Source organism: Streptomyces sp. NPDC041124, from assembly GCF_055592385.1.
Genome location: NZ_JBVIYR010000003.1, coordinates 715,085 through 737,247, shown reverse-complemented (window position 1 = coordinate 737,247; position 22,163 = coordinate 715,085). Strand labels below are relative to the sequence as shown.

Annotated in this window: 20 protein-coding genes and 1 pseudogene; 10 read left to right on the top strand and 11 right to left on the bottom strand. The window is 73.5% G+C overall.

What is annotated here, in order from left to right; translation table 11 throughout:
- From ACZ6A9_RS11650 to ACZ6A9_RS11640, 3 genes are all read right to left on the bottom strand, one after another.
- A complete protein-coding gene (locus ACZ6A9_RS11650) occupies positions 1 to 1,746 on the bottom strand; it encodes an L-aspartate oxidase (protein ID WP_468983011.1) in 1,746 nt (581 codons plus the stop codon).
- 11 nt (positions 1,747 to 1,757) lie between these two features.
- Entirely contained in the window at positions 1,758 to 2,756 is a 999-nt protein-coding gene (gene panC, locus ACZ6A9_RS11645; RefSeq protein WP_468982795.1) for a pantoate--beta-alanine ligase, read from the bottom strand.
- A gap of 70 nt (positions 2,757 to 2,826) precedes the next feature.
- Positions 2,827 to 3,783: a Rossmann-like and DUF2520 domain-containing protein gene (locus tag ACZ6A9_RS11640; RefSeq protein WP_468982791.1), complete on the bottom strand. Its 957-nt coding sequence runs from the start codon at positions 3,781 to 3,783 to the stop codon at positions 2,827 to 2,829.
- A gap of 171 nt (positions 3,784 to 3,954) precedes the next feature.
- Between ACZ6A9_RS11640 and ACZ6A9_RS11635 the strand changes: the two genes are divergently transcribed.
- A complete protein-coding gene (locus ACZ6A9_RS11635) occupies positions 3,955 to 5,190 on the top strand; it encodes a threonine aldolase family protein (RefSeq protein WP_468982786.1) in 1,236 nt (411 codons plus the stop codon).
- A gap of 45 nt (positions 5,191 to 5,235) precedes the next feature.
- On the opposite strand, the pseudogene ACZ6A9_RS11630 reads toward ACZ6A9_RS11635, so the two are convergent.
- From ACZ6A9_RS11630 to ACZ6A9_RS11620, 3 genes and pseudogenes are all read right to left on the bottom strand, one after another.
- A pseudogene (locus ACZ6A9_RS11630) lies at positions 5,236 to 5,388 on the bottom strand (ATP-binding protein); the annotation flags it as partial.
- Between the two features lie 15 nt (positions 5,389 to 5,403).
- Entirely contained in the window at positions 5,404 to 6,075 is a 672-nt protein-coding gene (locus ACZ6A9_RS11625; protein ID WP_228970355.1) for a response regulator transcription factor, read from the bottom strand.
- A 119-nt stretch (positions 6,076 to 6,194) separates the two neighbouring features.
- Positions 6,195 to 7,397, bottom strand: a complete 1,203-nt coding sequence (locus ACZ6A9_RS11620) for a sensor histidine kinase (protein ID WP_468982778.1) — start codon at positions 7,395 to 7,397, stop codon at positions 6,195 to 6,197.
- A gap of 150 nt (positions 7,398 to 7,547) precedes the next feature.
- On the opposite strand from ACZ6A9_RS11620, the gene ACZ6A9_RS11615 reads away from it, so the two are divergent.
- Positions 7,548 to 8,558, top strand: a complete 1,011-nt coding sequence (locus ACZ6A9_RS11615) for an SAM-dependent methyltransferase (protein WP_468983008.1) — start codon at positions 7,548 to 7,550, stop codon at positions 8,556 to 8,558.
- Positions 8,559 to 8,561: 3 nt separating this feature from the next.
- On the opposite strand, the gene ACZ6A9_RS11610 is transcribed toward ACZ6A9_RS11615, so the two are convergent.
- The gene (locus ACZ6A9_RS11610) at positions 8,562 to 9,713 is read right to left on the bottom strand and encodes an NADH-quinone oxidoreductase subunit D (RefSeq protein ID WP_468982775.1); all 1,152 of its coding nucleotides are present in this window, start codon (positions 9,711 to 9,713) and stop codon (positions 8,562 to 8,564) included.
- A gap of 31 nt (positions 9,714 to 9,744) precedes the next feature.
- Between ACZ6A9_RS11610 and ACZ6A9_RS11605 the strand changes: the two genes are divergently transcribed.
- Both ACZ6A9_RS11605 and ACZ6A9_RS11600 read left to right on the top strand, forming a co-directional pair.
- The gene (locus tag ACZ6A9_RS11605; protein WP_468982771.1) at positions 9,745 to 10,290 is read left to right on the top strand and encodes a PH domain-containing protein; all 546 of its coding nucleotides are present in this window, start codon (positions 9,745 to 9,747) and stop codon (positions 10,288 to 10,290) included.
- On the top strand, positions 10,287 to 11,621 hold the full coding sequence (locus tag ACZ6A9_RS11600; protein ID WP_468982765.1) for a PH domain-containing protein: 1,335 nt from the start codon (positions 10,287 to 10,289) through the stop codon (positions 11,619 to 11,621). Before ACZ6A9_RS11605 ends, ACZ6A9_RS11600 begins: the two co-directional genes overlap by 4 nt.
- A gap of 132 nt (positions 11,622 to 11,753) precedes the next feature.
- Here ACZ6A9_RS11600 and ACZ6A9_RS11595 read toward each other — a convergent pair whose 3' ends face one another.
- Complete coding sequence (locus ACZ6A9_RS11595; RefSeq protein WP_468982760.1) at positions 11,754 to 13,013, bottom strand: hypothetical protein; 1,260 nt, start codon at positions 13,011 to 13,013, stop codon at positions 11,754 to 11,756.
- 367 nt (positions 13,014 to 13,380) lie between these two features.
- Here ACZ6A9_RS11595 and ACZ6A9_RS11590 point away from each other — a divergent pair, with 367 nt between their 5' ends.
- The 6 genes from ACZ6A9_RS11590 to ACZ6A9_RS11565 all read left to right on the top strand — a co-directional run bounded on the left by ACZ6A9_RS11590 (position 13,381) and on the right by ACZ6A9_RS11565 (position 18,541).
- A complete protein-coding gene (locus ACZ6A9_RS11590) occupies positions 13,381 to 15,258 on the top strand; it encodes a phosphatidylglycerol lysyltransferase domain-containing protein (RefSeq protein WP_468983003.1) in 1,878 nt (625 codons plus the stop codon).
- 101 nt (positions 15,259 to 15,359) lie between these two features.
- Positions 15,360 to 16,274, top strand: coding sequence for a dihydropteroate synthase (gene folP, locus ACZ6A9_RS11585; protein ID WP_468982758.1), 915 nt, complete (start codon positions 15,360 to 15,362; stop codon positions 16,272 to 16,274).
- Positions 16,271 to 16,789, top strand: coding sequence for a nuclear transport factor 2 family protein (locus tag ACZ6A9_RS11580; protein WP_468982756.1), 519 nt, complete (start codon positions 16,271 to 16,273; stop codon positions 16,787 to 16,789). Before folP ends, ACZ6A9_RS11580 begins: the two co-directional genes overlap by 4 nt.
- Positions 16,790 to 17,020: 231 nt before the next feature.
- A complete protein-coding gene (gene folB, locus ACZ6A9_RS11575) occupies positions 17,021 to 17,380 on the top strand; it encodes a dihydroneopterin aldolase (RefSeq protein ID WP_468982753.1) in 360 nt (119 codons plus the stop codon).
- A complete protein-coding gene (gene folK, locus ACZ6A9_RS11570) occupies positions 17,377 to 17,988 on the top strand; it encodes a 2-amino-4-hydroxy-6-hydroxymethyldihydropteridine diphosphokinase (RefSeq protein ID WP_468982751.1) in 612 nt (203 codons plus the stop codon). Before folB ends, folK begins: the two co-directional genes overlap by 4 nt.
- A gap of 61 nt (positions 17,989 to 18,049) precedes the next feature.
- Positions 18,050 to 18,541, top strand: coding sequence for a DUF3180 domain-containing protein (locus ACZ6A9_RS11565; RefSeq protein WP_468982746.1), 492 nt, complete (start codon positions 18,050 to 18,052; stop codon positions 18,539 to 18,541).
- 63 nt (positions 18,542 to 18,604) lie between these two features.
- On the opposite strand, the gene folE is transcribed toward ACZ6A9_RS11565, so the two are convergent.
- The 3 genes from folE to hpt all read right to left on the bottom strand — a co-directional run bounded on the left by folE (position 18,605) and on the right by hpt (position 22,137).
- Positions 18,605 to 19,210 carry a GTP cyclohydrolase I FolE gene (folE, locus tag ACZ6A9_RS11560; RefSeq protein ID WP_468982744.1) on the bottom strand — a complete coding sequence of 202 codons (606 nt, stop codon included), beginning with the start codon at positions 19,208 to 19,210 and terminating at the stop codon, positions 18,605 to 18,607.
- A 138-nt stretch (positions 19,211 to 19,348) separates the two neighbouring features.
- Positions 19,349 to 21,388: an ATP-dependent zinc metalloprotease FtsH gene (ftsH, locus tag ACZ6A9_RS11555; RefSeq protein WP_468982739.1), complete on the bottom strand. Its 2,040-nt coding sequence runs from the start codon at positions 21,386 to 21,388 to the stop codon at positions 19,349 to 19,351.
- Positions 21,389 to 21,576: 188 nt separating this feature from the next.
- Complete coding sequence (gene hpt, locus ACZ6A9_RS11550) at positions 21,577 to 22,137, bottom strand: hypoxanthine phosphoribosyltransferase (protein WP_031020098.1); 561 nt, start codon at positions 22,135 to 22,137, stop codon at positions 21,577 to 21,579.
- Between the last annotated feature and the right edge of the window lie 26 nt (positions 22,138 to 22,163).

Sequence of the window (22,163 nt, the reverse complement as noted above, 5' to 3'; positions counted from 1 at the left end):
TCACTGCTCCTGGGACTGGGGGAGGGTCGGGGGGAAGTCTGTGGTGTCGGTGGTGTGCACCGCCAGCGAGCGGTCCGGATCCAGCCGTACGACGAGGTGGCGGCGCCAGACGGTGTCGTCGCGCTCGGGGCGGTCCTCGCGCCAGTGGCAGCCGCGGGTCTCCTCGCGGCGCCGCGCGGCGGCCACCAGGACACGGGCCACGCACAGGAGGTTGGTGGCCTCCCAGGTGTCGACGCCCGGCTCGGCCGTCTTGCCGTTCTCGTCGAGGGCGTCGCGCGCCTCGGCGTGCAGGTGGTGGAGGCGGTCGGCCGCCTCGGCGAGGGACGCCGCGGAGCGCAGGACGCCCGCTCCCCGGGTCATGGTCCGCTGGATGGCGAAGCGGGCCTCCGGGGCGAGGAGGGGGTGGGCGGGGCGTTCCGTGACGGGCAGCGGCTGCGGCTCGCGCGGCTGGAGGGTTCCGGTGCGGGCGATGTCGGCGGCGATGCGCTCGGCGTACACCAGGCCTTCGAGGAGGGAGTTGGAGGCCAGCCGGTTGGCGCCGTGCACGCCGGTGCAGGCGACCTCGCCGCAGGCGTACAGGCCGGGCACGGTGGTGCGGCCGTGGGAGTCGGTGCGGACGCCGCCGGAGGCGTAGTGGGCGGCCGGGGCGACGGGGACGGGCTCGGTGACCGGGTCGATGCCGTGGGCGCGGCAGGCCGCGAGGATGGTGGGGAAGCGCTGCTCCCACATCCGTGCGCCGAAGTGGCGGGCGTCGAGGTACATGTGCTCGGCGTCCTGCTCCCGCATGCGGCGCATGATGCCCTTGGCGACGATGTCGCGCGGGGCGAGTTCGGCGAGCTCGTGCTGCCCCTGCATGAAGCGCACGCCGTCCGCGTCCACCAGGTGGGCGCCCTCCCCGCGTACCGCCTCGGAGACGAGCGGCTGCTGGCCTTCCGCGTCGGCGCCGAGGAAGAGGACCGTGGGGTGGAACTGGACGAATTCGAGGTCGCTCACCTCCGCGCCGGCCCGGAGGGCCAGGGCCACGCCGTCGCCGGTGGAGACGGCGGGGTTCGTGGTCGCCGAGAAGACCTGGCCCATGCCGCCGGTGGCGAGGACCACGGCGGGCGCGTGGACGGCTCCGACGCCGTCGTGCTGGCCCTCGCCCATGACGTGCAGGGTGACGCCGGCGGTGCGGCCCGCGGCGTCCGTGAGGAGGTCCAGGACGAGGGCGTTCTCGATGGTGCGCAGCCCTCGGTCGCGGACCGCCTCGACGAGGGCGCGGGAGATCTCCGCGCCGGTGGCGTCGCCGCCCGCGTGGGCGATGCGGCGGCGGTGGTGGCCGCCCTCGCGGGTGAGTTCCAGGGCTCCGTCGGTCGACTCGTCGAAGTGCGCGCCGGTCGCGATGAGCCGCCGTACGGCGTCGGGGCCCTCGGTGACCAGGATGCGGACCGCTTCCTCGTCGCACAGGCCGGCGCCGGCGACCAGGGTGTCGTCCAGGTGCTGTGCGGGGGTGTCGCCCTCGCCGAGGGCCGCGGCGATGCCGCCCTGGGCCCAGCGGGTGGAGCCGTCGTCGAGGCGGGCCTTGGTGACGACCACGGTGGTCAGTCCGGCCGCCTCGCAGCGCAGGGCGGCGGTGAGGCCCGCGACGCCGGAGCCGACGACCACGACGTCCGCGGCGATGGACCACCCGGGCGCGGGCGCGTGCAGACGGGGGCGAGCGCGAAGCGCTTCCGTCCGAGGGTGGTGGCGGGCGACGGGCGGGCGTATGCCTGTGCTGGTCACGAGGCGGCTCCGAAGGTTCCGAAGGTCAGGGGGACGTTGTCGATCAGGCGGGTGGCCCCCACGCGGGCGGCGACGGCGAGGACGGCCTCGCCGGTGAAGCCGTCGCCGATCTCGGTGAAGTCGGCCGGGTCGACCAGGGCCAGGTAGTCCAGGGCGAGGGGCGGGTCGAGGCGGGCGGCCTCGTCGAGGACCAGCCGGGCGGCGGCGCGGATGGCCGCGGGGCCGCCGGCCGTGGTGGCCACCGCGTGCGCGTCGGCCGCCGCGCGGGATTCGCCGATGGCGCTGAGCGCCTCGGCACGCGCGCGCGTGGCGGGCACCTCGTGGGCACGCGCCCGCAGCGCCTGCTGGGCCGCGTGCCGGTCGCGGCCGGCGAACAGGGCCTGGGACAGGGCGAGCGCGGTGCGGCGCTCGGCGGGCGAGAGGTAGCGGTTGCGGCTGGACAGGGCCAGCCCGTCCTCCTCGCGGACGGTGGGGACGCCGACGATCTCCACGCCGAAGTTCAGGTCCCGCACCATGCGGCGGATCAGGGCGAGCTGCTGCGCGTCCTTCTGTCCGTAGAGGGCGATGTCGGGGCGGGAGAGGTGGAGCAGCTTGGCGACGACGGTGAGCATGCCGTCGAAGTGGCCGGGACGGGCGGCACCCTCCAGGCGCTCGCCCATGGGACCGGCGGTGACCCGGACCTGCGGTGCGCCGCCCGGGTAGACCTCGTCCACGGCGGGGGCGAACACGGCGTCCGCGCCGGAGCGTTCGGCCAGCTCCAGGTCGGCGTCCAGGGTGCGCGGGTAGCGGTCCAGGTCCTCGCCCGCGCCGAACTGCAGCGGGTTGACGAAGACGGTCACCACGACCTCGCCGCCGGCGCCCGCGATCTCCCGCGCGGTGCGGATCAGCGTGGCGTGGCCCTCGTGCAGCGCGCCCATGGTCATCACGACGGCACGGCGGCCGGTGCGCGGGCGCGCGTGCAGTTCGGCGGCGGTGCGCAGCAGGGTGGCGGTCATCGGGGAACTCCGTTCCGGGCCGCGCGCGTCGTCGTACGGCTGGGGTGGGTGGTGGGGCCGGGGGTGGTGCTCATCGGTTCTCCCCGGGGGTGTCGCCGGGGCCTTCGGTTCCGCCGGTGCCGCCGGTGCCGTCGGCGAGCACGCCGAGGAGGTCCTCGGCGAGTTCCGGCTTCAGCAGGCCGTGGGCGAGGGCGCGGTCGGCGGTCGCCCGGGCCATGGCCAGGTAGCCGGCGACCGTTCCCGGAGCGTGCCGGCGCAGCTCGGTGACGTGCGCGGCGACCGTGCCCGCGTCGCCGCGGGCGACGGGTCCTGTGAGGGCCGCGTCGCCGGAGCGCAGCGCGTTGTCCAGGGCGGCGCCGAGCAGCGGGCCGAGCATCCGGTCGGGGGCGCCGACGCCGGCGGCGCCCAGCAGCTCCATGGACTGGGCGACGAGGGTGACCAGGTGGTTGGCGCCCAGGGCGAGGGCCGCGTGGTAGAGCGGGCGGTTCTCCTCGGCGATCCACTCCGGTTCCCCGCCCATCTCGATGACGAGGGCCTCGGCGGCCAGCCGCAGTTCCTCGGGGGCGGTGACGCCGAAGGAGCAGCCGGCCAGGCGCTGCACGTCGACGGGGGTGCCGGTGAAGGTCATCGCCGGGTGCAGGGCCAGGGGCAGCGCGCCGGCGCGCAGGGCGGGGTCGAGGACCTTGGCGCCGTACCGGCCCGAGGTGTGCACCAGCAGCTGGCCCGGCCGTACCGCGCCGGTGTCGGCGAGTCCGGCGACCAGTTCGGGCAGGGCGTCGTCCGGGACGGTCAGGAGCACCAGCTCGGCGCGCCGCAGGACGTCGGCGGGCGGCACCACGGGCACGTCCGGGAGCATCTGCCCGGCACGCCTGCGGGAGGCGTCGGAGACGGCGGAGACGGCCACCGGGCGGTGCCCGGCGAGCTGGAGGGACGCCGCCAGGGCGGGGCCCACGCGTCCGGCGCCCACGACGCCTACGGTGAGCCGCGCGGGGCGGTCACGGGGATCGGGCTGAGGGGTTGTGTTCACGCGACGGGGGCCTTCCCGTTCCAGTCCGCTCGGGGTACCGGACGATTTCTCGTCATGTTAACGCGATCGGTTCCCGTGGCGGTCGGTCGTCCACAGGCTGTGGGTTTCCGGGCGGCGGCGTGGCACACGCGTGTGCGGAAATGAGGGTGCCCGTGGGGCCCGGGGCGCGCGATGATCGCCCGTATGAGTGATGCGGCGGACGACAGGGACGGCACGGCGGCCGGGGACGGGCACGGGGATGTTCCCGGTGAGGACGACGCGTCGCGGCCGGCGCCGCGCGAACGGCGGATCGCCGCCTGGCGCGCCGCCCCGCGCGTGCTGGCGCGCCAGGGGTTCCTCGCCCCCCTCTCGCAGCGGCTCGCTCTGCTGGAAGCGGCGGGGAGCGTGTACGACCTCGACGAGGACTCCGACCTCTACGGCAACGGTGTCGTTGAGGCCCTGGAGGGGCGGGTCGCCGGGCTGCTGGGCACCGAGGCCGCGGCGTTCTTCCCGACCGGCACGATGGCCCAGCAGGTGGCCCTGCGCTGCTGGGCGGGACGGACCGGGAACCCGGCGGTGGCCCTGCACGCGCTCAGCCACCCCGAGGTGTACGAGCGGAACGCGTTCAGCCAGGTCAGCGGATTGCGGCCGGTGCGGGTGACCAGCGAGCCCCGGCTGCCCACCGCCGCGGAGGTGCGCGACTTCGAGGAGCCCTTCGGGGCGCTGATGCTGGAACTGCCGCTCAGGGACGCCGGTTTCGTCCTGCCCTCCTGGGAGGAGCTGACCGGGGTGGTGGACGCCGCGCGGGAGCGCGAGGCGGTCGTGCACGTCGACGGGGCGCGGCTGTGGGAGTGCACCGAGCACTTCGGGCGGTCGCTGGAGGAGATCGCGTCTCTCGCGGACAGCGTCTACGTGTCGTTCTACAAGTCCCTCGACGCCTTCGGCGGCGCCGTGCTCGCCGGTCCGGCGGACCTGGTCGAGGAGGCGCGGGCCTGGCGGCACCGGTACGGCGGCAACGTCTTCCAGCAGTTCCCGACCGCGCTGTCCGCGCTGATCGGGCTGGAGCGGGAGCTGCCCCGGCTGCCGGAGTACGTGCGGCACGCGCGCGTCGTCGCCGCCGCCCTGCGGGAGGGGCTGGAAGCGGGCGGGCTGCCGTGGTCCCGGGTGCACCCCGAGGTGCCGCACACCTTCGACTTCCAGGTGTGGCTGCCGTACGAGGCGGACGTGGTCGCCGAGGTGGCGGTCGCGGCGGCGGAGGAGACGGGGGCGGTGCTCTTCGCCAACTGCTGGGATCCGAAGGGGCCGGGGCTGTCGTTCACCGAGGTGTACGTGCGGGCGGCGGCGCTGGAGTGGACGGCCGGGGACGTACGGGCGGCGGCGGAGGAGTTCGCACGGCGTCTGCTCCGGGAGACGGCGGCACCCGCCTGACGGTCGGGCGGGGGCGCGGGGCCCGGAGCGTCCCGCGCCGCGTAGGTCCCGACGGATGTGCCGGAGTCCCACGCCCGCCTGGCGCAGCCTGGTGCGCAGCCGGGCCTCGCTGGTGGGGAGCAGGGTCCGTCCGGCCGGTACGGCGATGCGGTCCGCCGTCTTCGGCACCGTGGTGCGGTCGGTCCACAGGGGTGAGGCGCGAGGCCGGTCCCCTCAGCCGTGTCCGCCGGCCCGCACCAGGCCCGTCTCGTAGGCGAGGACGACCACCTGCACCCGGTCGCGCAGGCCCAGCTTGGTGAGGATGCGGCCGACGTGGGTCTTCACGGTCGCCTCGGAGAGCACCAGCCGGGCCGCGATCTCACCGTTGGACAGGCCCTGGGCGACGAGGACCATGACCTCCCGTTCGCGCTCGGTGAGCCGTTCCAGCTCCTTGTGCTCGGGCTGCTTGCCGCTGCTGGGCAGCATCGGCGCGAAACGGTCCAGGAGCCGGCGGGTGGTGGACGGGGCGACGACGGCGTCGCCGCTGTGCACCGCGCGGATCGCGGCGAGCAGTTCGCCCGGCGGCACGTCCTTCAGCATGAATCCGGAGGCGCCCGCCTTCAGCCCGGAGAAGGCGTACTCGTCGAGGTCGAAGGTGGTGAGGATCAGCACCTTCGGCGGGTCGGTGTCCGCGCAGATCCGGCGGGTGGTCTCGACGCCGTCGAGCTTGGGCATGCGGACGTCCATCAGCACCACGTCGACGGCGGTGGACCGCAGCACCTGGAGGGCCTCGACGCCGTCGCCCGCCTCCGCCACGACCTCCATGTCCGGCTGGGCGGCGAGCACCATCCGGAACCCGGTGCGCAGGAGCACCTGGTCGTCGACGAGCATCACGCGGATCGCCATCGGGGCCTCTTCCGTTTCGGTTCGCAGATCTTCGGGTCGTCAGGTTGTCAGGTCGTCACGTCGCCCCAGGGGGAGCGGCAGGGGCCGTGACAGGTGTCAACAGGGGGCGTGCGTGGGCGTCAGTGCGCGGGTTTGAGCGGCAGCAGCACACTGATGCGGAATCCTCCGCCCGGACGCGGTCCCGCGTCCAGCGTCCCGCCGACCATGCCGACCCGCTCCCGCATGCCGATCAGGCCGTGGCCCTGCCCGTCGAAGCCGCCCTCCTCGTACAGCTCGTGGGGGGCGCCCTTGCCGTCGTCCTCCACGAGCAGGCCGAGACCGTCGTCGAAGTACACCAGGCGCACGCTGGCGCCCGCGTTGGGGCCGCCGTGCTTGCGGGTGTTGGTGAGCGCCTCCTGCACGATGCGGTAGGCGGTCAGCTCGACGCCGCTGGGCAGCGGGCGCGAGGTGCCCTCGACCTTGAAGTCCACCGGCAGCCCCGTCCTCCGGCACTCCTCGACGAGGTCCTCGATCTGCCGCACGTCGGGCTGCGGCACGTACTCCCCGGCCTCCTGGTGCTCGCCGGTGCGCAGGACGCCCAGCAGGCGGCGCATCTCGGCGAGGGCCTGGCGGCCGGTGGAGGAGATGGTCTCCAGCGCCTTCTTCGCCTGGTCGGGCGCCGCGTCGAGGACGTAGGCGGCGCCGTCGGCCTGCACCACCATCACCGACACGTTGTGGGCGACGACGTCGTGCAGTTCGCGGGCTATCCGGGCGCGTTCGGCGGCGACGGCGACCTTGGCCTGCGCCGCGCGTTCCTTCTCCAGGCGGGCGGCCCGCTCCTCCAGCTGCGCGAAATAGGCGCGGCGGGTGCGGATGGAGTCGCCGAGCACCCACGCGAGGGCGAAGGGGACCGCCTGGAAGATCACGACGGCGACGTTGGTCGCCACGCTCTGGCCCTCGTCGGGCCAGCGCAGCTGCGCGAGCGGGGCCGCGCACAGGCCGGCGGTCAGCGCGAGGCGGGAGGCCCAGCGCGCGCCGACCGCCGCGACCGTGTAGACGATCACCAGCAGGGCGAAGTCGGCGGGCACCGTCGCCACGTCCGTGATCAGCTGTCCCACGCCCACGGCGAGGGCGAGGAGGAGCATCCGCTCGGGCATCCGGCGGCGCAGCGCGACGACCAGCGACAACAGCAGCATGACCGGCACGGTCAGGGCCGGCAGGTCCGTCCCCCGCGACTCCTCCACGGTCGCACCGCCGACGACCGAAATCCCGAACAGGACCACGGCCCAGAAGCCGTCGACCCAGGTCGGGTGTCTGCGGAGGAAGTCGTAGAGGCGCTGCACGTGACCCAGCGTAGGGAAGCGAAATGCGTGCAGGGGTCAACCGGAGGGCCGATCCCCGGTGCTCACGTGTACTCCGCAAGGTGGAGGCCGGGCGTGTCCGCGCGCTTAACCTGGGCCGGTGACGACGGTGAGGGCGGGTGTGGGGTACCGGTGACGGCTGGGGCGCGGGAGGACGGCCCGCGGGGCTGGCGGGCGGCCGCCCAGGAGGCCCTGTACGGGCCCGGCGGCTTCTACCGGCGGCCCGGCGCGGGACCGGCCGGGCACTTCCGCACGTCGGTGCACGCCTCCCCGCTGTTCGCCGGGGCCGTGGCGCGGCTGCTGTGCCGGGTCGACGAGGCGCTGGGACGTCCTGCGGTGCTCGACTTCGTGGACATGGCGGCCGGGCGGGGCGAACTGACCGCCGGGGTGCTCGCCGCGCTGCCCGCCGAGGTGGCCGGCCGCACCCGCGCGTTCGCGGTCGAGCTGGCCGGGCGGCCCGCCGGGCTGGACCACCGGATCGAGTGGCGGGCGCGGCCCCCGGAGGGGATCACCGGGCTGCTGTTCGCCAACGAGTGGCTGGACAACGTCCCCGCGGACGTCGTCGAGGTGGACGCGGCGGGCGTGCCGCGGCTGGTGCTGGTGGAGGCGGACGGGAGCGAGCGGCTCGGCGAGCCGGTCGCCGGGGCGGAGGCCGAGTGGCTGGCGCGGTGGTGGCCGCTGGGGACCGGGCAGGGGCTCCGCGCGGAGATCGGGCTGTCCCGGGACCTGGCCTGGGCCGCGGCGGCCGGTACCGTCGCGCGGGGGCTCGCCGTCGCGGTGGACTACGCGCACACCGCCGCCACGCGACCGCCGTTCGGGACGCTGACGGGCTTCCGTGGGGGGCGGGAGACGGCGCCCGTGCCGGACGGGTCGTGTGACATCACCGCGCACGTCGCCCTGGACGCGTGCGCCGCGGCCTGCGCTCCCCCCGGCGCGCGCCTGCTGTCGCAGCGCGAGGCGCTGCACGCCCTGGGCGTGAGCGGCGCGCGCCCCCCGCTCGCGCTCGCGTCCACGGACCCCGCCGGGTACGTGCGCGCCCTCGCGGGCGCCGGGGAGGCCGCCGAGCTCACCGCGCCGGGCGGACTCGGGGACTTCGGGTGGCTGGTGCGGGCGACCGGGATCGCGGACGTCCTCACCGGGTGACGGCTACTTGTCGATGTCGCCGACGACGAAGAACATCGAGCCCAGGATCGCCACCATGTCCGCGACCAGCGTCCCCGGCAGCAGCTCGGTGAGCGCCTGGATGTTGTTGTACGACGCCGAGCGCAGCTTCAGCCGGTACGGCGTCTTCTCACCCTTGCTGACCAGGTAGTAGCCGTTGATGCCGAGCGGGTTCTCGGTCCACGCGTACGTGTGTCCCTCGGGCGCCTTGAGGACCTTCGGGAGCCGCTGGTTGACGGGGCCCGGCGGCAGTTCGGCGAGCCGGTCGAGGCAGGCGTCGGCGAGGTCGAGGGCGTTGTGGGTCTGCTCCAGCAGGCACTCGAAGCGGGCCAGGCAGTCGCCCTCCTCGCGGGTCACGACCTTCAGCACGTCGCCCAGTTCGCCGTAGGCGAGGTACGGCTCGTCGCGGCGCAGGTCGAAGTCGACGCCCGAGGCGCGCCCGAGCGGTCCGCTCACGCCGTACGCGTGCACGGCCTCCGGGGACAGCACGCCGACGCCGCGCGTGCGGCCCCGGAAGATCTCGTTGCCGAGCACCAGGTCGTCGAAGCGGTCCATGCGGGAGCGCACGTCGGCGACGGCGGTGCGCGCGCGGGCGGTCCAGCCGGCGGGTAGGTCCTCCTTGAGGCCGCCCACGCGGTTGAACATGTAGTGCATCCGCCCGCCGGAGACCTCCTCCATGACGTGCTGGAGCTCCTCGCGCTCGGTGAAGGCGTAGAAGATCGGGGTGATGCCGCCGAGCTCCAGCGGGTAGGAGCCGAGGAACATCAGGTGGTTGAGCACGCGGTTCAGCTCGGCGAGCAGGGTGCGCAGCCACACGGCGCGCTCGGGGACCTCCATGCCGAGCATCCGCTCCACGGCGAGGACCACGCCCAGCTCGTTGGAGAAGGCCGACAGCCAGTCATGGCGATTGGCCAGCATGATGATCTGACGGTAGTCACGGGCCTCGAACAGTTTCTCCGCGCCCCGGTGCATGTAGCCGATCACGGGCTCCGCGTGCACGATGCGCTCGCCGTCGAGGACGAGCTTCAGCCGCAGCACGCCGTGCGTGGAAGGATGCTGGGGTCCGATGTTGAGCACCATGTCGGTGCTCTCCGCCGCGCCGCCGATGCCGACCATGGTCTCCGTCGTGGGAGTCATGCTCACAGTCTCCCCTACGTACGCTTGCCCCATGGAGACGGGGAGCCCACGGGACACGGGGCCGGCGGCGACGGGCGGGACGGCACCGGCGGCTCAGCCGGCGATCACGGCGGACGAGCCGGTGTGGATCGCCCTGCCACCCGGGCTGCTGAGGATGCGGCGGCTGCTGCTGGGGGTGTGGCTGGGGCTGCTGTCGCTGGCGACGGCCCTGCTGCCGGGGCTGCTGGCCGGGCCGGGCTGGGCCGTCTTCGCGGCACTGCCGCTGGCCGTGCTGGTCTGGGGCTGGGTGATGCTGGAGCGGAACTGGCGTTCCTGGCGGTACGCGGAGCGCGCCGACGACCTGCTGATCAGCCGGGGTGTCCTGTGGCGCCAGGAGACGGTCGTGCCGTACGGGCGGATGCAGCTGGTCGAGGTCACCTCCGGACCCGTCGAACGGTACTTCGGGCTGGCCAGTGTGCAGCTGCACACGGCGGCCGCCGCGACCGACGCGACCATCCCCGGGCTGCACCCGGCCGAGGCGGAACGGCTGCGCGACCGGCTCACGGAGCTCGGCGAGGCCCGATCGGCGGGGCTGTGACGGCCCCGGACGTCCACGAGGACGTACGCGGCCGGCCGCCGGTGACCGAGAGGCGGCTGCACCCCGTCACGCCCTTCCGGCGGGCGTGGGCGCCCGTCGCCGTCCTGTTCGGGTGGGCGCTGCACGACCCGGACCAGGCGCAGCGCCAGCTGACCCGGCTGACGACCACCACCCTGCTGCTCGGCCTCGCCGTCCTCGTCCCCGCCGCCGCCCTCTACGGCTTCCTGAGCTGGTGGTTCACCCGCTTCGCGGTCACCGACGGCGAGCTGCGCATCCGGACCGGGCTGCTGTTCCGGCGCACCGCGCACATCCGGCTGGAGCGGATCCAGGCCATCGACGTGACCCAGCCGCTGCTCGCACGGGTCGCGGGCGTGGCGAAACTCAAACTCGACGTCATAGGCGCCGACAAGAAGGACGAACTCGCCTTCCTCGGCGCCGGCGAGGCCCGTGCGCTGCGCGCCGAACTGCTCGCGCGGGCGGCGGGATTCGCACCGGAGACCGCGCACGAGGTCGGCGAGGCGCCGTCCCGGGAGATGCTGCGGGTGCCGCCGGGTGTGCTCGCCGTCTCCCTGCTGCTGACCGGGGCGACGTGGGGCTGGCTCATCGTCGCGGCCGTCGCGCTGCCGCTGCTGTGGACCGTCACCCACAGCCTGTGGACGGTGCTCGCCGCGGCCGTGCCGATGCTCGGCGCGGCGGGGGCGAGCAGCGTGGGGCGCTTCGTCACCGAGTACGACTGGACGCTCGGCGAGTCGCCCGACGGACTGCGCATCGACCACGGACTGCTGGACCGGGCGCACGAGACGGTGCCTCCGGGGCGCGTGCAGACCGTGCGGCTCGTCGAGCCGCTGCTGTGGCGGCGACGGGGCTGGGTACGCGTGGAACTCGACGTGGCCGGGTCCGCGAACTCCCTCCTGCTGCCGGTCGCTCCGCGCGAGCTCGCCGAGTCGGTCGTCGCCCGGGTGCTGCCCGGGGTGAGCGTGCCCCCGCGCGAGGCGCTTCTCCGGCCGCCGCGCCGCGCGCGGTGGTGCGTGCCGGTGTGGTGGCGCGGCTACGGGCTCACCGTCACCGACGCGGTGTTCGCCGCCCACCGCGGGCTGCTGCGCCGCAGCCTGTCCCTGGTGCCGCACGCCAAGGTGCAGAGCGTGCGGCTGGTGCAGGGGCCCTGGCAGCGGGCCCGGGGCGTGGCCGACGTCGTGGTGGACACTGGCGCGAACAAGTCCGTCGAGGCAAGTCTGCGCGACGCCGCGGAGGCGGCGGCCCTGCTGCGCTCCCAGGCGGAACGCTCCCGCACCGGCCGCAGGGACGCCCGCCCGGACCGCTGGATGTCCTGACGCCCCCGCGCGGAGCACCAGGGCCCCGTGTGCCGACCGCGGTGGGGCGTGCCCGCGGGGTGCGAGGGCCGGGACGGCGACGGGGCCCCGCGCGTGGTGCGTGCGCGGGGCCCCGTCGGTGCGGCTGGTGGTTCAGGAGGCCGCGCTGCGCAGGCCCTGGACGTCGATGTGTTCCGTCTCGTCGTGCTCCGTCAGGTCGATGACCTGTCCGACCCCGCGCGCGTCCTCGTCGGCCGGCTTGTACCGCGCCTCGGCCTCGGCCTTGTGCAGCGCGAGTGCCTCCTGCCCGACGACGTCGGCGAGGTCCTCGTTCTGCACGGCGTCCAGGGCGGACCCGTCGGTCGACTTCTTCGTGCCGAAGAAGTCGAACCCGCCCTCGGCCACGGGACGCCGTGCGGGCGCCGTCGGCGGGACGACGGCCACCGCGGTCGGCACGGTGAAGTGCCCGGAGGGCCGCCGGACGGGCGGGGTCTGCGGAGCGGCCGGGTCGGTGGACCCGGCGGCCTCGCGCTCGTGGTCGCCGGCCGCCCGCGGCTGCCCCTCGGCGTCGTCCTCCTGCGCCGGCTCGGGCCTGGACTGCTTGGTGGGACCGGGGCCGTCGTCCTCGGGGGTGCGGTCACCCTGCGGGGAGTCGTCGCCGCGCCGCGGGGACGGTGCGTCCGCCTCCGTGTCACCGCCGGGGGCGGCGGAGGCGTCGGGGGCTTCGGCGGCGGTCACCTCCCCGGCCTCCTCCTCGTCGTTGTCCCCGGCGAACCGCCGCAGTGCCGCGTCGGCCCGCAGGAACAGCTGGGATCCCTCCGGCGAGAAGGCCGCGGGAGCCTCCGTCGTCTCCCCGGTGTCCGCCGGTGTCCCGGCCACCGCCTGCGCGGGTGCCTGCTCGGGCTCCGGTGCGGCGGATGCCGCCGACGGGCCGGCGGGCAGCGCGCGGGCCGGGACCGTGGCCTCTATCTCGAGCACCCGGCGCTCCTCCAGGACGCTCGCCCGGTCGACCTCCGCCGCCGCGTACCGCCGCAGCAGAGACGCGTGCTCGTTGCGCAGCCCCGCCAGTTCGGCGCGCTTGGCGCGCAGCCGCTGGTCCAGCTTCATCCGCAGCTCACGCGACTCCTCGAGGTCGGACTCGAGTTCGGCGACCCGCTCCTCGAAACGCCACTCGTCGCTCGCGCGCGCACGCGTGAGCTCGGCGACCCGCTTGCCCGCCTGGGCGTCCCAATGCCGCATCACCACGGCGCCGACCACCGCGGTGGCAGCGGCGGCCGCGGCCAGGACGCGAAGCACCACTGGTTGCGTGAACACCCAGGGCCCCAGGGCGCAGACGACGGAGACGCCTGCGATCGCCGACGGGGGCAGCATCCTGTGCAAGGGCGGGGAATGACGGTGACGTCCACGTGGCATGGCCAGAAACTTACCGCGCGTAGGCGAATCATGGAGCCCCGCCCCGTAAAAACAAAGCCACGCCCGGGGTTTCACAGGGCATCACACAACACCGGGTCGACGTGAATAGACACCTGACTCGAATTCAACAAGATCTTTTCCGGTTCGGGAGTCCGACCGCGAGGCACGGAAGTCCCGCCCGGGCCATTCCACTTCCGCCCGGCCGCGCCACCCGCCCGCCTCCGGAGATCCACCTCGCCCGGAGTGAACCTCGCCCCCCGAGCCGCCGTCCTAGAGGGCGCAATGTCGCCGGATGCCCGAATCGGCACCGGATCCACGGTCTCTCGCAGAACTACGGGACGCGATGTCTGTCATGACAGGTGAGGAAATGTCGGGTGGCGCGCCGCTCCCCACGGACGGGCGGCCGCCCGCGGGCGGACCACGGGACCCCGCACCCCCGAAGGGCGTACGCCGTCTGCTGCGCGGCCCGCGCCCCGAAGCGGTCCCCGTCCTCGCCGGACGCGCGTGTGCGCTGGTGGGGCTCCTGGACATCGCCGCGGGCGTCTTCCCCCGCTTCCGGCACAGCCGCGCGCACGCACTCGCCGAAGTACTGCCCGGCGCCCTCGGCCCGTTCGCGGCCGCCCTCTCCCTCAGCGTCGGTGTGCTGTTGCTGCTGCTCGCGCACGGCCTCAAGCGGGGCAAGCGACGGGCCTGGCGGGCCGCCGTCGCCCTGCTGCCGGCCGGCGCCGTCGCCCAGTTCACCTACCGCCACTCCCTCCTCGGCGTCCTGCTCACCCTCGCCCTGCTCGCGCCCCTGCTGAGCCACCGCGACCAGTTCACCGCGCTGCCCGACCCGCGCAGCCGGTGGCGGGCGCTGGCCAACTTCGTGCTGATGGGTGCCGGTTCGCTGCTCCTGGGCCTGGTCGTCGTCAGCGCCCACCCGGGCCCGCTGGTCGACGACCCGAGCCTCGCCGACCGCCTCACCCACGTGCTGTACGGCCTGTTCGGCTTCGAGGGCCCCGTCCACTACCGCGGTGACGCCTCCTGGACGGTCGCCTTCTCCCTCGGCGCCCTCGGCCTGCTCACCGCCGTCACCACCGTCTACCTGGCCTTCCGCCCCGAACACCCCGCCGCCCGGCTCACCGGGGACGACGAGGCACGACTGCGCGCGCTGCTCGCCCGGCACGGCGCGCGCGACTCCCTCGGCCACTTCGCGCTGCGGCGCGACAAGGCCGTCGTCTTCTCCCCCAGCGGCAAGGCCGCGGTCACCTACCGCGTGGTCTCCGGGGTGATGCTCGCCAGCGGTGACCCGATCGGCGACGTCGAGGCGTGGCCCGGCGCCATCGAGCGCTTCATGGACGAGGCCCGGGCCCACTCCTGGACCCCCGCCGTCATGGGCTGCTCCGAGACCGGCGGCGAGGTGTGGACCCGGGAGACCGGTCTGGACGCCCTCGAACTCGGCGACGAGGCGGTGGTGGACGTCGCGGATTTCTCCCTCGCCGGCCGCCCGATGCGCAACGTCCGGCAGATGGTCAAGCGCATCGAGCGGGCCGGTTACGAGACCCGCGTACGCCGGGTGAGTGACCTCGGCGCGGCCGAACTGGACCGCATCCGGCGCGCCGCCGACGACTGGCGCGGCACGGACACCGAGCGCGGCTTCTCCATGGCGCTGGGCCGCCTGGGCGACCCCGCCGACGGCGACTGTCTCGTCGCCACGGCACACCGGAGCGACGTTCCGACGGACGCGCACGGCGACCTCAAGGCGGTCCTGCACTTCGTCCCGTGGGGCACCGCCGGCGTCTCGCTCGACCTGATGCGGCGGGACCGTTCGGCCGACCCGGGCATGAACGACCTGCTGATCGTGGCCGCGCTCCGGTCCGCCCCGCGATTCGGTATCGAACGCGTCTCACTCAACTTCGCCATGTTCCGCTCCGCTCTGGCGCGCGGCGAGAAACTCGGCGCGGGTCCGGTCCTGCGGGTCTGGCGGGGCCTGCTGGTCTTTCTCTCCCGCTGGTTCCAGATCGAATCCCTGTACAAGTTCAACGCCAAGTTCCGGCCGCGCTGGGAACCGCGTTTCGTGGTCTATCGCGCCTCGGCCGATCTCCCGCGCATCGGCCTCGCGGCGATGCGGGCGGAAGGTTTCCTCAATCCCGCCCTCCCCCTGCCCCGCTTCCTGCGCCGCCACTCCCGCGCACCCCGCCCCTGCGCCCACCGGACGACGCCGGACCCCGCCCGCGCCCACGCGGACACCGCCCGCACGGCATAGGAACCCCGCCCGAAGCCCGCGGGCGGACCGGATCGCCACCCGTTCGGGCCCCACCCGGCCCGAGGCAGCCCCCGGCCCCGCCCTGGGCCTACGCTGAACATATGAGCAACCACAGCGGACGCCGCCAGGTCGCGGGCCTTCCTCACTGGGACCGGTGCGCGGTCATGGGAGTCGTGAACGTCACCCCCGACTCCTTCTCCGACGGCGGCCGCTGGTTCGACACGACCACCGCCGTCAAGCACGGCCTCGACCTGGTCGCCCAGGGCGCCGACCTCATAGATGTCGGCGGCGAGTCCACCCGGCCCGGCGCCACCCGCGTCGACGAGGCCGAGGAGCTCAAGCGCGTCATCCCGGTGGTGCGCGGTCTCGCCTCCGAGGGCGTCACCATCTCCGTCGACACCATGCGCGCCTCCGTCGCCGCCCGCTCCCTGGAGGCCGGCGCCGCCCTCGTCAACGACGTCAGCGGCGGACTCGCCGACCCCGCCATGGTCCCCGTCGTGGCCGACGCCGGGGCCCCCTTCGTCGTCATGCACTGGCGCGGCTTCCTGGAGGGCGGCACCATCAAGGGCTCCTACACCGACGTGGTCGGCGAGGTCACCGACGAACTCCACGCCCGGGTGGAAGCCGTCCTGGAGGGCGGCATCGCGGCCGACCGCGTGATCCTCGACCCCGGGCTGGGCTTCTCCAAGGACACCGGCCACGACCTGGCCCTGATCGCCCGCCTCGACCGTCTCCTGGACCTGGGCCACCCCGTCCTCGTCGCCGCCTCCCGCAAGCGGTTCCTCGGCCGCGTCCTCGCCGGCCCGGACGCCCCGCCCCCGCCCGCCCGTGAACGCGACGCGGCCACCGCCGCCGTGTCCGCCCTCGCCGCACAGGCCGGCGCCTGGGCCGTCCGCGTGCACGACGTCCGCGCGAGCGCCGACGCCGTACGGGTCACCCGCGCGATCGAGCAGGCGCGCCCGGCCCACCCCGCCCCCTCCGACTCCGGCGCGCACGGCGCGGAAGGATCCCGGTGACCGCACCCCACACCGACGTCGAGCAGGTGGAGGCCGCCAACACCGCCTTCTACGAGGCGGTGGAGCGGGGCGACTTCGAGGAGGTCGCCGCGCACTGGCTCACCCCGGCCGACCTCGGCGTCGACGAGACCTACCACGACCCCGCGGACAGCGGGGTGGTCTCCTGCGTCCACCCCGGCTGGCCGGTGCTCACCGGACGCGGCGAGGTCCTGAGGTCGTACGCCCTGATCATGGCGAACACCGACTACATCCAGTTCTTCCTCACCGACGTGCACGTCTCCGTCACCGGCGACACCGCCCTGGTGACCTGCACCGAGAACATCCTCAGCGGCGGCCCCGCCCCCGAGGCCGGCGAGGAGCTCGGGCCGCTGGTCGGCCAGCTCGTCGTCGCCACCAACGTGTTCCGGCGCACCCCCGCGGGCTGGAAGCTCTGGGCGCACCACGCCTCCCCGGTGCTCGCCGAGGAGGACGAGTCCGAGGACGACGACACACCCGGACCCGGCCTCCCCGGCTGAGACCGGGAGCGGACGTGGCCGGGATCACGACGCCGGCGGCGAACACCGCCACCGGCCGGTGAGCACCCGCCCCCGGCAGGGCAGACGGAGAGTGAGACCCCCGGACACCGGGCCGCGGCGGCACCCCCGGGGCACCGGCACCACCGGTGCCCGCGGGTAGATTCGAGGCAGGCCGGCGTGCCCCGCACGGGGCACGGACCGGCCGGACCGACGACTGCAGGAGTGATTCGCGTGGATCGTGTCGCGCTGCGCGGCCTGAAGGCCCGCGGGCACCACGGTGTCTTCCCGAAGGAACGCGAGGAGGGCCAGACCTTCATCGTGGACCTCGTGCTCGGCCTGGACATCCGGCCGGCCGCGGCCGACGACGACCTGACGAAGACGGTGCACTACGGCATCGTGGCCGAGGAGGTCGTGGCCGTCGTCCAGGGCGAGCCCGTCAACCTCATCGAGACGCTCGCCGACCACATCGCCCAGGTCTGTCTGAAGCACGACGTGGTGCAGGAGGTCGAAGTGTGCGTCCACAAGCCGGACGCTCCGATCACCGTGCCCTTCGACGACGTGACCGTCACCATCACCCGGAGCCGCGCATGACCAGGCCGTCCACCACGGGCCACACCGACCCCACCGTCCAGCCCGTCCCCGCCTCCGTGACCGATCGGGTCGACGCGGCCGACACCACGCTGCAGAACCCGAAACTGGCCGTGCTCTCCCTCGGCGCCAACCTGGGCAACCGGCTGGAGACCCTCCAGGGCGCCGTGGACGCCCTGGAGGACACCCCGGGCGTCCGGGTCAAGGCGGTCTCCCCCGTGTACGAGACCGAGCCCTGGGGCGTCGAGCCCGGCAGCCAGCCCTCCTACTTCAACGCGGTCGCGGTCCTCAGGACCACCCTCCCCCCGTCCTCCCTGCTGGAGCGGGCCCAGGCGGTCGAGGAGGCATTCCACCGGGTCCGGGACGAGCGCTGGGGCCCGCGCACCCTGGACGTCGACATCGTCGCCTACGCCGATCTCCACTCCGACGACCCGCTGCTCACCCTCCCCCACCCGCGCGCCCACGAGCGGGCCTTCGTGCTCGCCCCCTGGTACGACGTCGACCCCGAGGCACAGCTTCCCGGCCGCGGCCCGGTCGCCGATCTCCTCTCCACGGTCACCAGGGACGGTGTGACGCCCCGCGCGGACCTGGAACTCCGGCTGCCCGAATAGCCGTTAAGGTCGACACGACCACTTTCCGGGGCACCGGTCCGGGGGAACGCGAAGGGACACCGTGAAAGAGCTGCGCATCAGGGTCCTGGCCGGCGTCTTCGCCGTCGCCGGGATCCTGTCCTGGGCCGGCGCCCGCCTGTGGAGTTCCTTCGGGACCCTTCCCAGCGTGCCCGTGGCCGCGCCCATCGTCCTCGCCCTGATCGCGGTGGTCCTCGCGGCGACCGCGCTCTCCCTGCGCGCCCGCCTCAAGGCCCAGCGCGAGCGGCAGCACGACGCCAAGGGGGTCGACCCGCTGATGGCGGCCCGCGCCGTCGTGTTCGGGCAGGCCAGCGCCCTGGTCGCGGCCCTGGTCGCCGGCATGTACGGGGGCACGGGGGTCTTCCTGCTGGAGTCCCTGGACATCCCCGCCCGCCGCGACCAGGCCATCTACGCCGGCTTCTCGGTCCTGGCGGGCATCGGCGTCATAGCGGCGGCCCTCTTCCTGGAGCGCGTCTGCAAGCTCCCGGAGGACGGCGACGACGGCAACGGCCCGGGCACGGCACCCGCGGCCTGAGCCCGGGCACCCGCGGAGCGCGCGGGACGCCACCCGTCGCTCCCGGGGCGGGGTGCGCCCGGCTCAGTGCGCCATGATCAGACTCATCGCCTCGTTGCGGGTGGCGGAGTCACGCAGCTGCCCCCGCACGGCCGACGTGATGGTCTTCGCCCCCGGCTTCCGCACTCCCCGCATCGACATGCACATGTGCTCGCACTCGACGACGACGATCACTCCGCGCGGCTCCAGGATCTCCATCAGGGAGTCGGCGACCTGAGTGGTGAGCCGTTCCTGCACCTGCGGGCGACGGGCGTAGACGTCCACGAGCCGGGCCAGCTTCGACAGCCCCGTGATCTTGCCCTCGACCGACGGAATGTAGCCGACGTGGGCGACTCCGACGAACGGCACCAGATGGTGCTCGCAGTGGCTCAGGACCTCGATGTCCTTCACGAGCACCATCTCGTCGTGCCCCAGGTCGAACGTCGTGGTCAGGACGTCCTCGGGCTTCTGCCAGAGTCCCGCGAAGGTCTCCCGGTAGGCCCGCGCCACCCGTGCCGGGGTCTCCCGGAGCCCCTCCCGGTCCGGGTCCTCGCCGACCGCGATCAGCAATTCGCGCACGGCGTTCTGGGCCCGCTTCTCGTCGAACTCGCCGACGGGGGCTATGCCGTCCAGCGTCACGGGGTCGGTCATGGAATGCCTCGTTCCTGTGCCATCTCGCGCGCCGGGCACGCGTCTCGACTGCGGTACGCAAAATGCCGCGTCCCCCAGGCTAGAACCTGGGGGACGCGGCATCCATTCCGGGCCCGGTGGGGCGCCGAGGGCTTCGGATCAGCCCTCGGGGCGCTCCTCCGGGGTCCGCTCGGGCGCCGGGGCGGGCTCCGCCGCGGTGCTCTTGGCGGTGCTGATGGCCGGCGTCACGCCGTTCGCCCCGTTCGTCAGGGCCAGCTCCTTGGGGGAGAGGACCGGCGGGCGGGTGGACGGCGTACGGCGCGAGGAGCCGGTCCAGGCGGGCCTGGGCGGGCGCTTGACGATCGACGCGAAGATCTCGGCGATCTCCTCCTTGCCCAGCGTCTCCCGCTCCAGGAGGGCCAGGACCAGGTTGTCGAGGACGTCGCGGTTCTCGACCAGGATCTCCCACGCCTCGTTGTGCGCGGTCTCGATGAGCTTCTTGACCTCTTCGTCGACCAGCGCGGCGACCTCTTCCGAGTAGTCGCGCTGGTGAGCCATCTCACGGCCGAGGAACGGCTCGGTGTTGTCGCCGCCGAACTTGATCGCGCCGAGCCGCTCGGTCATGCCGTACTGCGTGACCATCGCGCGGGCCAGGCCGGTGGCCTTCTCGATGTCGTTGGCGGCACCGGTGGTCGGGTCGTGGAAGACGAGCTCCTCCGCCGCGCGGCCGCCCAGCATGTAGGCGAGCTGGTCCAGCATCTCGTTGCGCGTGGTGGAGTACTTGTCCTCGTCCGGCAGCACCATGGTGTAACCGAGGGCGCGGCCCCTGGAGAGGATGGTGATCTTGTGGACGGGGTCGGAGTTCGGTGAGGCCGCCGCGACCAGGGCGTGACCGCCCTCGTGGTACGCGGTGATCTTCTTCTCCTTGTCCGACATGATCCGGGTCCGCTTCTGCGGGCCCGCCACCACACGGTCGATCGCCTCGTCCAGCATGTAGTTGTCGATCAGCTTCTGATCGCTGCGCGCGGTCAGCAGCGCGGCCTCGTTCAGTACGTTGGCCAGGTCGGCACCGGTCATGCCGGGGGTGCGGCGGGCGACGGCCGACAGGTCGACGTCCGGGGCGACCGGCTTGCCCTTCTGGTGGACCTTGAGGATCTCCAGGCGGCCCTGCATGTCCGGGCGGTCGACCGCGATCTGGCGGTCGAAGCGGCCGGGCCGCAGGAGGGCCGGGTCGAGGATGTCGGGCCGGTTCGTCGCGGCGATGAGGATCACGCCGCCCTTGACGTCGAAGCCGTCCATCTCGACGAGGAGCTGGTTCAGGGTCTGCTCGCGCTCGTCGTGACCGCCGCCGAGGCCGGCACCGCGGTGGCGGCCGACCGCGTCGATCTCGTCGACGAAGACGATCGCCGGGGCGTTGGCCTTGGCCTGCTCGAACAGGTCACGGACCCGGGAGGCACCGACACCCACGAACATCTCGACGAAGTCGGAACCGGAGATCGAGTAGAACGGCACACCGGCCTCGCCCGCCACGGCACGCGCGAGCAGGGTCTTGCCCGTACCGGGCGGACCGTAGAGCAGCACGCCCTTGGGGATCTTGGCGCCGACGGCCTGGAACTTCGCCGGCTCCTGCAGGAACTCCTTGATCTCGTGGAGCTCCTCGACGGCCTCCTCGGAGCCCGCGACATCGGCGAACGTCGTCTTCGGGGTGTCCTTGGTGATGAGCTTCGCCTTGGACTTGCCGAACTGCATGACGCGGGAGCCGCCGCCCTGCATCTGATTCATCAGGAACAGGAAGACCACGACGATGAGGACGAACGGCAGCAGCGACAGCAGAATGCTCACGAACGGGTTCTGCTTCGACGGCGAGACCGTGTAGCCGTCCGGGATCTGCTTGTTCTGGAACTTGTCCTGCAGCGTATTGGCGATGGTGACGCCCTGGTCACCGATGTAGCTCGCCTGGATCTTCGAGCTGTCCTTGACCTTCTGGCCGTCCTTGAGCTCGACCTTGATGATCTGCTCGTCGCCGGTGGTCAGCTTGGCCGACTCGACCTTGTTCTCATTGATCGCCTGGACGACCTCGCCGGTGTCCACTGTCTTGTAGCCGCCGGACGAGCCGACGACCTGCATCAACACGACCACGGCGAGGACGGCCAGCACGATCCACATGACCGGCCCACGGAAGTATCGCTTCACGTCCATCCATACGGAGCGGTGCCGCCCCGTCCCTCCTGCCATAGTGAGTTTGATAAAGACTGTTCTTCGGACGGTACCCCAGCACGGCCCCCCGAAGCTGCGGGGGACGGCCGGCATTCGCGTCCACGCATGCTCCAACGCCGCGGAGCCCGCCGGGGTTCCCGATCACCGTACGGCGGGCCGGGCCCTGGTGTTCAGCCGCCGTAGACGTGGGGGGCGAGCGTACCGACGAACGGAAGGTTGCGGTACTTCTCGGCGTAGTCGAGGCCGTAACCGACGACGAACTCGTTGGGAATGTCGAATCCCGCCCATTCCACGTCGATGGCGACCTTGGCGGCCTCGGGCTTGCGCAGCAGCGTGCACACCTTGAGGGAGGCGGGCTCGCGCGAGCCGAGGTTGGAGATCAGCCAGGACAGGGTCAGCCCCGAGTCGATGATGTCCTCGACGATCAGGACGTGCCGGCCCTTGATGTCGGTGTCGAGGTCCTTGAGGATCCGCACCACACCGGAGGACTGGGTGCCCGCCCCGTACGACGAGACGGCCATCCAGTCCATGGTGACCGGGGTGGACAGCGCCCGCGCGAGGTCGGCCATCACCATCACCGCGCCCTTGAGCACGCCGACGATCAGCAGGTCCTTGCCCGCGTACTCCGCGTCGATCTTCGCAGCCAGCTCCACCAGCTTGGCGTCGATCTCTTCCTTGGTGATGAGCACCTTCTCGAGGTCGGCACCCATGTCGTTCGCGTCCACCCGCATCACTTTCGGTCGTCCCACCGGCCGGC

Excerpts from the sequence above, each read along its gene's own strand:
- folE (WP_468982744.1), bottom strand. The coding sequence starts at position 19,210 with ATGACCGACCCCGTGACGCTGGACGGCATAGCCCCCGTCGGCGAGTTC.
- ACZ6A9_RS11610 (WP_468982775.1), bottom strand. The coding sequence starts at position 9,713 with ATGACTCCCACGACGGAGACCATGGTCGGCATCGGCGGCGCGGCGGAG.
- ftsH (WP_468982739.1), bottom strand. The coding sequence starts at position 21,388 with ATGGACGTGAAGCGATACTTCCGTGGGCCGGTCATGTGGATCGTGCTG.
- ACZ6A9_RS11635 (WP_468982786.1), top strand. The coding sequence starts at position 3,955 with ATGATCGCCCGTATGAGTGATGCGGCGGACGACAGGGACGGCACGGCG.
- hpt (WP_031020098.1), bottom strand. The coding sequence starts at position 22,137 with ATGCGGGTGGACGCGAACGACATGGGTGCCGACCTCGAGAAGGTGCTC.
- panC (WP_468982795.1), bottom strand. The coding sequence starts at position 2,756 with ATGACCGCCACCCTGCTGCGCACCGCCGCCGAACTGCACGCGCGCCCG.
- ACZ6A9_RS11605 (WP_468982771.1), top strand. The coding sequence starts at position 9,745 with ATGGAGACGGGGAGCCCACGGGACACGGGGCCGGCGGCGACGGGCGGG.
- ACZ6A9_RS11590 (WP_468983003.1), top strand. The coding sequence starts at position 13,381 with ATGTCGGGTGGCGCGCCGCTCCCCACGGACGGGCGGCCGCCCGCGGGC.
- folP (WP_468982758.1), top strand. The coding sequence starts at position 15,360 with ATGAGCAACCACAGCGGACGCCGCCAGGTCGCGGGCCTTCCTCACTGG.
- folK (WP_468982751.1), top strand. The coding sequence starts at position 17,377 with ATGACCAGGCCGTCCACCACGGGCCACACCGACCCCACCGTCCAGCCC.
- ACZ6A9_RS11625 (WP_228970355.1), bottom strand. The coding sequence starts at position 6,075 with ATGGCGATCCGCGTGATGCTCGTCGACGACCAGGTGCTCCTGCGCACC.
- ACZ6A9_RS11595 (WP_468982760.1), bottom strand. The coding sequence starts at position 13,013 with ATGCCACGTGGACGTCACCGTCATTCCCCGCCCTTGCACAGGATGCTG.